General features: G+C 70.0%; 3 protein-coding genes. 1 reads left to right on the forward strand and 2 read right to left on the reverse strand.

The window, feature by feature from the left end:
• Positions 1 to 1,040 precede the first annotated feature (1,040 nt).
• Positions 1,041 to 3,185 carry a malate synthase G gene (locus FV242_RS32155; protein ID WP_147941767.1) on the reverse strand — a complete coding sequence of 715 codons (2,145 nt, stop codon included), beginning with the start codon at positions 3,183 to 3,185 and terminating at the stop codon, positions 1,041 to 1,043.
• 155 nt (positions 3,186 to 3,340) lie between these two features.
• Between FV242_RS32155 and FV242_RS32160 the strand changes: the two genes are divergently transcribed.
• A complete protein-coding gene (locus FV242_RS32160) occupies positions 3,341 to 4,240 on the forward strand; it encodes a LysR family transcriptional regulator (RefSeq protein ID WP_147910220.1) in 900 nt (299 codons plus the stop codon).
• A gap of 211 nt (positions 4,241 to 4,451) precedes the next feature.
• On the opposite strand, the gene FV242_RS32165 is transcribed toward FV242_RS32160, so the two are convergent.
• Positions 4,452 to 5,240 (reverse strand): class II aldolase/adducin family protein, encoded by a 789-nt coding sequence (locus tag FV242_RS32165; protein WP_147910221.1) that lies wholly within the window; start codon positions 5,238 to 5,240, stop codon positions 4,452 to 4,454.
• Between the last annotated feature and the right edge of the window lie 975 nt (positions 5,241 to 6,215).

The following is a 6,215-nucleotide window of genomic DNA, read 5'->3' on the forward strand; positions in this document are numbered from 1 at the left end:
ATGCGCGCCCGCAGGATGTGCTTGAGCGGGCGGGATCGATCTCCGGCGATCGTTGACAGCGCTGACTTAGTAGCGTCGTCGAGGAGCACGCAGACGGTCTGAGCCATCGCCCAGACTCGCATGCATCACCCCCTGTGTGAATCCTCTGACCGCGTCAGTGCACTACGAGGCCGAGGAGCGCGGTGGCGAGTGCCAACATCCAGACTGTCGAGCCTTGTTCGTTAGGCGGGTCAGACGGATCTGGGTTCGAGGGGGTAGGAGACATAGGCGGGCTGCAGCCTCAAGCGAGCGCTCAATCACTGCCACAACGACGAGGCGCCAAACGCTGTTGCAAGAAACGTAGCAGCCGGACCGCAAACGCCTCGCGGCATCAGCACGCAGGTCGAACGGGGCCAAGCGGCTGAAGCTCAGGGTGGGGTTGGATGGGCTCCCATGATGGCGGCCGCCAGCACCGTCCGAAACCCCTTCACCTGTGGCTGAGACCGATCCGCCATCGTGGAAGCTGGAGAGGCGCTCACGAGGGCTGCGAGGTCGAGGCTGTGGCCGCTGACGAAGCGATAAGGCCAAGCCGCTGAGTCTCGCATGTAGATATAGCGAGGGGAAGATCACCGCGGCCGAGGCTGAGGCACTGTCTGGACTTATTGACGGCTGCCACTCCTCGGTCGGTGGACAGAAATGCGGACAGAGCCTGAACCCAACGGCAACAGCTGACGCGAGCTTGACACTTTCGCCCCCAAATCGCGCAGGAAGCCCCAGGAGGCCCGGCGTTGGCTTCCGGTCACTACACACGTGGATGTCTCGATGGAACGGAGCCGCCGCTGGGCCGCCTCTGGCCGCCTTCCCCCCGGGTCTAGCCTCCAGTTCACTCTGGCCGATCCGCGCGCGTCGGGCCATCCGAGCGCGTGGCCTCGTCCGTCTGGGAGGCGCCCGCCCCTGCGCTACCGGTCAGAACCGATGCGGATCCCGGTGACGGTTCGCGACGCGCAAGCGTCGCTGAGACCCGGCCGAGGCTCCTCCGCGCAAGCCCGGGACGGCGCGCGTCACGCGCCCCGGCGCTTCGCCGCCCGGCGGTAGCGGTGCAGGACGAACTCGGTGTAGCCGTTCGGCTGGGCCGCACCCTCGAAAATCAGTGCCTCCGCGGCTTGGAAGGCCGGCCCGTCGAAATCCGGTCCCATCGGCCGGTAGGCCGGATCGCCGGCGTTCTGGCGGTCGACGATACCGGACATCCGGCGCAGGGCCTCGGCGACCTGCACGCGGTCCACGATCCCGTGCCGGAGCCAGTTGGCGATGTGCTGGCTGGAGATGCGCAGGGTGGCGCGGTCCTCCATCAGCCCGACATCGTGGATGTCGGGCACCTTCGAGCAGCCGACGCCCTGGTCGATCCAGCGGACCACGTAGCCGAGGATGCCCTGGCAGTTGTTGTCAAGCTCCTCCCGGACGGCCTCGGGCGGGAACGGCTCCGTGGCCAGCGGCAGGGTCAGCATGGCGGCGCGGGTCGCGGGCGCCCGGCCGCGGAGTTCCGCCTGGCGGGCGCGCACCTCGGTCCGGTGGTAGTGGAGCGCGTGGAGCGTGGCCGCCGTCGGGGATGGGACCCAGGCGGTGTTTGCGCCAGCCTCCGGCTGGTCGCCCTTCGCGGCCAGCATCGCCGCCATCCGGTCGGGGGCGGCCCACATGCCCTTGCCGATCTGGGCGTGGTCCGGCAGCCCGCAGGCCAGCCCGGCATCCACGTTGCCGTCCTCATAGGCCCGGATCCAGGCGGTGGCCTTCATGGCGTCCTTGCGGACCACGGGGCCGGCCTCCATCGTGGTGTGGATCTCGTCCCCGGTCCGGTCGAGGAAGCCGGTGTTGATGAAGAACAGGCGGTCGGCCGCGGCGGCGATCGAGGCCCGGAGGTTCGCGCTGGTGCGCCGCTCCTCGTCCATCACGCCGATCTTCAGGGTCCGCGGCGCCAGCCCCAGCAGCGTCTCGACCCGGCCGAAAAGCTCCGCCGCGAACGCCACTTCGTCGGGCCCGTGCAGCTTCGGCTTGACCATGTAGACCGAGCCTGCCCGACTGTTGCGGAGCGGGCCGGTGCCCTTGAGATCGTGGAGCGCGATCAGCGCGGTGATCGCCGCGTCCAGCATCGTCTCGGGGATCTCGGCGCCGTCCAGCTTCACGGAGTCCGTGACCATGTGATGCCCGACATGGCGCACCAGCATCAGCGACCGGCCCGGCAGGCTCAGGCCGCCGCCGTCGGGGGCCGTGTAGGTCCGGTCCTCGGCAAGCCGCCGCGCGATGGTGTGGCCGCCCTTGGGCAGATGCGCGACGAGGTCGCCGCGCATCAGGCCGAGCCAGCTCCGGTACACCGCGACCTTGTCGGCGGTGTCCACGGCGGCAACCGAATCCTCCATGTCCATGATGGTCGAGAGGGCGGATTCGAGCACCACGTCGGCGATGCCGGCCGGATCGGTGCGGCCGATCGGGCTGGTCCGGTCGAGCCGGATCTCGATGTGCAGCCCGTGATGGCGCAGCAGAATGGCGTCAGGCGCCTGCGCGGCACCGGTATAGCCCGCCAGCGCGGCCTCGTCCGCCAGCCCGGCCGTCCGGCCGCCGAGATCCACCGCGAGGCGTCCCGCCGTCACCGCGAAGCCGGTGGTCTCGGCCCAGGCGCCGGCGGTCAGCGGCGCGGCGGCGTCCAGGAACGCCCTGGTCCGGGCGACCACGGCCGCCCCGCGGGCCGGGTTGAAGCCCTGGCCCGGGGCGAGGTCGCCGTCCCGCGGGATCGCGTCGGTGCCGTAGAGCGCGTCGTAGAGGCTGACCCAGCGGGCGTTGGCGGCATTGAGGGCGTAGCGCGCGTTCGAGATCGGTACCACGAGCTGCGGGCCGGCGATCCCAGCGATCTCCGCATCCACGTCCGCGGTGGTGACCCGCACGGCTTCCGGCTCCGGCTGCAGGTAGCCGATCTGCGCCAGGAACGCCGCGTAGGCCGCCGGATCGTGCGGCTGGCCCCTTCGGTCGCGATGCCAGGTATCGATGTCGGCCTGGAGCGCGTCGCGCCGGTCGAGGAGCGCCCGGTTGCGCGGCGCGAGATCCCGGAGGATCGCCGCGAAGCCCGACCAGAACCGGTCCGCGTCCACGCCCGTCCCGGGCAGCGCCTCCTCGGACACGAAGCGGCGGAGGTCTTCGGCGACGACGAGGCCCGACATGGCGATCCCCTGGGCTGGCGCGCGCATGTCAGAAAAACTTGAGCGGCGCGTGAAGAATCTTTGACGCCCCAGCGATAGGACCCTTGGCTCCGGCGAAAAAGGCGCCAAAAGGGATTTGATTCTTTCCGCGGCGTTGAGAATGCGGATCCCACCCGATGCACGACCACAGCGACCTGGAGATCTTCGCCCGGGTGGTCCGGGCCGGCAGCCTCACCCAGGCCGGGGCCGAACTCGGCCTGTCGGTGGCGGTGGTCTCGAAGCGCCTGAAGCGGCTGGAGGAGCGGCTGGCGGTGCGGCTGCTGCACCGGACCACCCGGCGGGTCGTCCCCACCGATGTCGGCCAGGAGTTCTTCCAGCGGATCGCCCCGATCGTCGATTCCATCGCGGAGGCCGAGACCCTGGTGTCGCAGCGGGCCTCACGGGCCCGGGGCACCCTGCGGGTGACGGCACCGACCTCGTTCGGGCGGCTGCACATCGTCCCGCACCTGCGGGCCTTCTTCACGCTCCATCCCGAGATCGTCCTGAACCTGGAGCTGAGCGACGATTTCGAGCCCATCGTGGAGCGCGGCTACGATCTCGCGATCCGGGTCGGCGCCCTGGAGAGTTCCGGGCTGACCGCGTTGCGCCTCGCCCCGGTGCGGCGCGTGTTGTGCGCACGCCCGAGCTACCTCGACGCGGCCGGGCGCCCGGCCAGCCTCGACGACCTGCGCGGCCATGTCTGCCTCGCCACCGAGAACCAGAACCCGTGGCGGCTGGTCGGACCGAACGGGCCCTGCACGGTCGGCGCCGCCGGGCCGCTGCGCACCCATTCCAACGAGGTCGTGCGCGAGGCGGTGATCGGCGGGCTGGGCATCGCCCTGCGCTCCACCTGGGACGTGCACGCGGAATTGCGCAGCGGCCTGCTGGAGGTGGTGCTGCCGGCCTACACGGCCGCCGCGCAGGCCGGCATCTACGCGGTCTATCCGAGCCGGGCCTTCGTCCCAGCCAAGACCCGGGCGTTCCTCGATTTCCTGAAGCGCACCTACCGGTCGAGTGCTGCCTGGCCGGAGCCGTGAGGCGCCCTGCCCGGCTCACCGGCGGGTAAAGGATTTGGCGCAGGTCCCCTCTCCCGCACGGGGATGGGAACCTGCGCCCTCTGCGCCTACGGCATGATCACGGCTCCGGTGGAAACCGGTGTAACCCGTAGCCACAAGGGGCCGGAGAGCGCCGCCCGTGTTCCAGATGACAACGCCCCACGCCCCAAAACCTCCGCCATCCGTAGCCGGCTCACTGAGCGCAATCGGGATCGGTGCGGGCCAGCATCCGCTTGAACGCTGCCCACTCGTTGTCGGGCGCGCCCTGGACGGCGACGCGATCGTAGCCGGCTGCGTATTGCCCGGCGGTCTTGGCCGCGATGGCGGCGGAGGGCCGGGTGATCGGGGCCCCGGCCGCCTGGATGGCCAGCTGCGCCCGGCACGAGCGCTCCAGGTTGTGCATCAGCTTAAACGCCTCGCCGACCGAGCGGCCGCAGGTCAGCAGCCCGTGGTTGCGCAACACCATGACGGGCTTGTCGCCGAGGTCGGCCACTAGCCGCGCCCGCTCGTCGAGGTCGAGGGCGATGCCCTCGTAGGCGTGATAGGCGAGCCGGCCGGCGAACTGCATCGACCACTGGTTCAGGGCGAGCAGCCCCTCCTCCTGGCACGATACCGCGACGCCCGCGACCGTGTGGGTGTGCAGCACGCAGATCGCGTCGTGGCGCGCGGCGTGGATGGCGCTGTGGATCGTGAAGCCGGCGGGGTTGATGCCCAGCCCCATCGGATCCTCGAGCACGCGCCCGTCGATATCGACGGTGACGAGGTTGTGCGGCGTCACCTCCTCGAAGCGCATCCCATAGGGGTTGATCAGGAACCGATGCCCCTCTCCCGGCAGCCGCGCCGAGATGTGGGTGTAGATGCTGTCGTCAAGGCCGAGCCGGTGGATCAGCCGGTAGGCCGCAGCCAGGTCGAAACGCATCGCCTCGACCGCGGCGGGGTCGGCTGCGGGGTCCGGGGCGCTCGAATGGGCGGCTTCGATCATGCGACGGCTCCTGGCTCGCTGGGCGGCATCGCAGACAGGGTGCACCAGGGGCCGGCGGCCGGCAATGCATCGGGGCCGATCGCTGGAGTCCTGGATCCGCACAAGGTCCGGGACCTTGTGCGGATCCAGGGCGGAGCCCGGGTGTGGGGCATAGCCCCATGATCAGGGGCTCCTTCCCCGAACCCCGCCAAAGGACTTGCCTTTTGGGAGCCCTTTACTCCGCGATTTTTTATATTATTCCTATCTTGTGCTCATGGTCTCACCGCCTGCCGCGATATGTCGTGAGACGTCCCACAGCCGCCGGCCCGGTTAGCCGCCGGATCGGCGGCTGTGGGATGGGGCCCGCGTCTGCCGTCGGCTGCGGCAGCCTCGGGCGCGGGAACGCGACACCCCCCGACTCGGGCTGGGCGGCGGCCGGCGGAAGAAATTCCTCCGGTCGTTCAGAGGCCAGCGGCGACCCTGTCCTGGCGACCCTGTCCTGGGCGGTGCGGCGGTTCTGCGGCGCTCTCCACTACGAGGGGGCGTGCGACGAAGGCTCGCTCGGAAGTGCTGAGGGGCGATGAGCACCTCGGGTCGGATCTTAGCGCAGGCGCGTTCCCGCGTGACGAACACCAGACGTAAAAGACGGATGGGGTGGTGCGATCAGCCTATCGGCGGCGGCGCCACCTGTCCGCGGGACGCCGGGGAGCCGGCTTTGTGCAACGTTGCGTTCGGGCTTCGCGGCTTCCCGCGTCACCCCGGTTGCGCCTGGGTTTTTTAGGCCATGCCCCCGGCGGTGTTTTCCGCGCGGGGCCGATGCGGTGTGTCGAAAGCCGTCGAGCCCCGCACCGTCGCAGACCATCCCCCTCATCCTGAGGGACCGAAGCGGAGCGGAGGTCTCGAAGGAGGGCTCCGGGAATAGCGCGGTCGGCTTGAGGCTCCTTCGAGGCCCGCTGATGCGGGCGTCTCAGGATGAGGGAGAGATGACGGGATGGG

Origin of the sequence: Methylobacterium sp. WL64 (genome assembly GCF_008039945.1) — a bacterium.
Classification (GTDB): domain Bacteria; phylum Pseudomonadota; class Alphaproteobacteria; order Rhizobiales; family Beijerinckiaceae; genus Methylobacterium.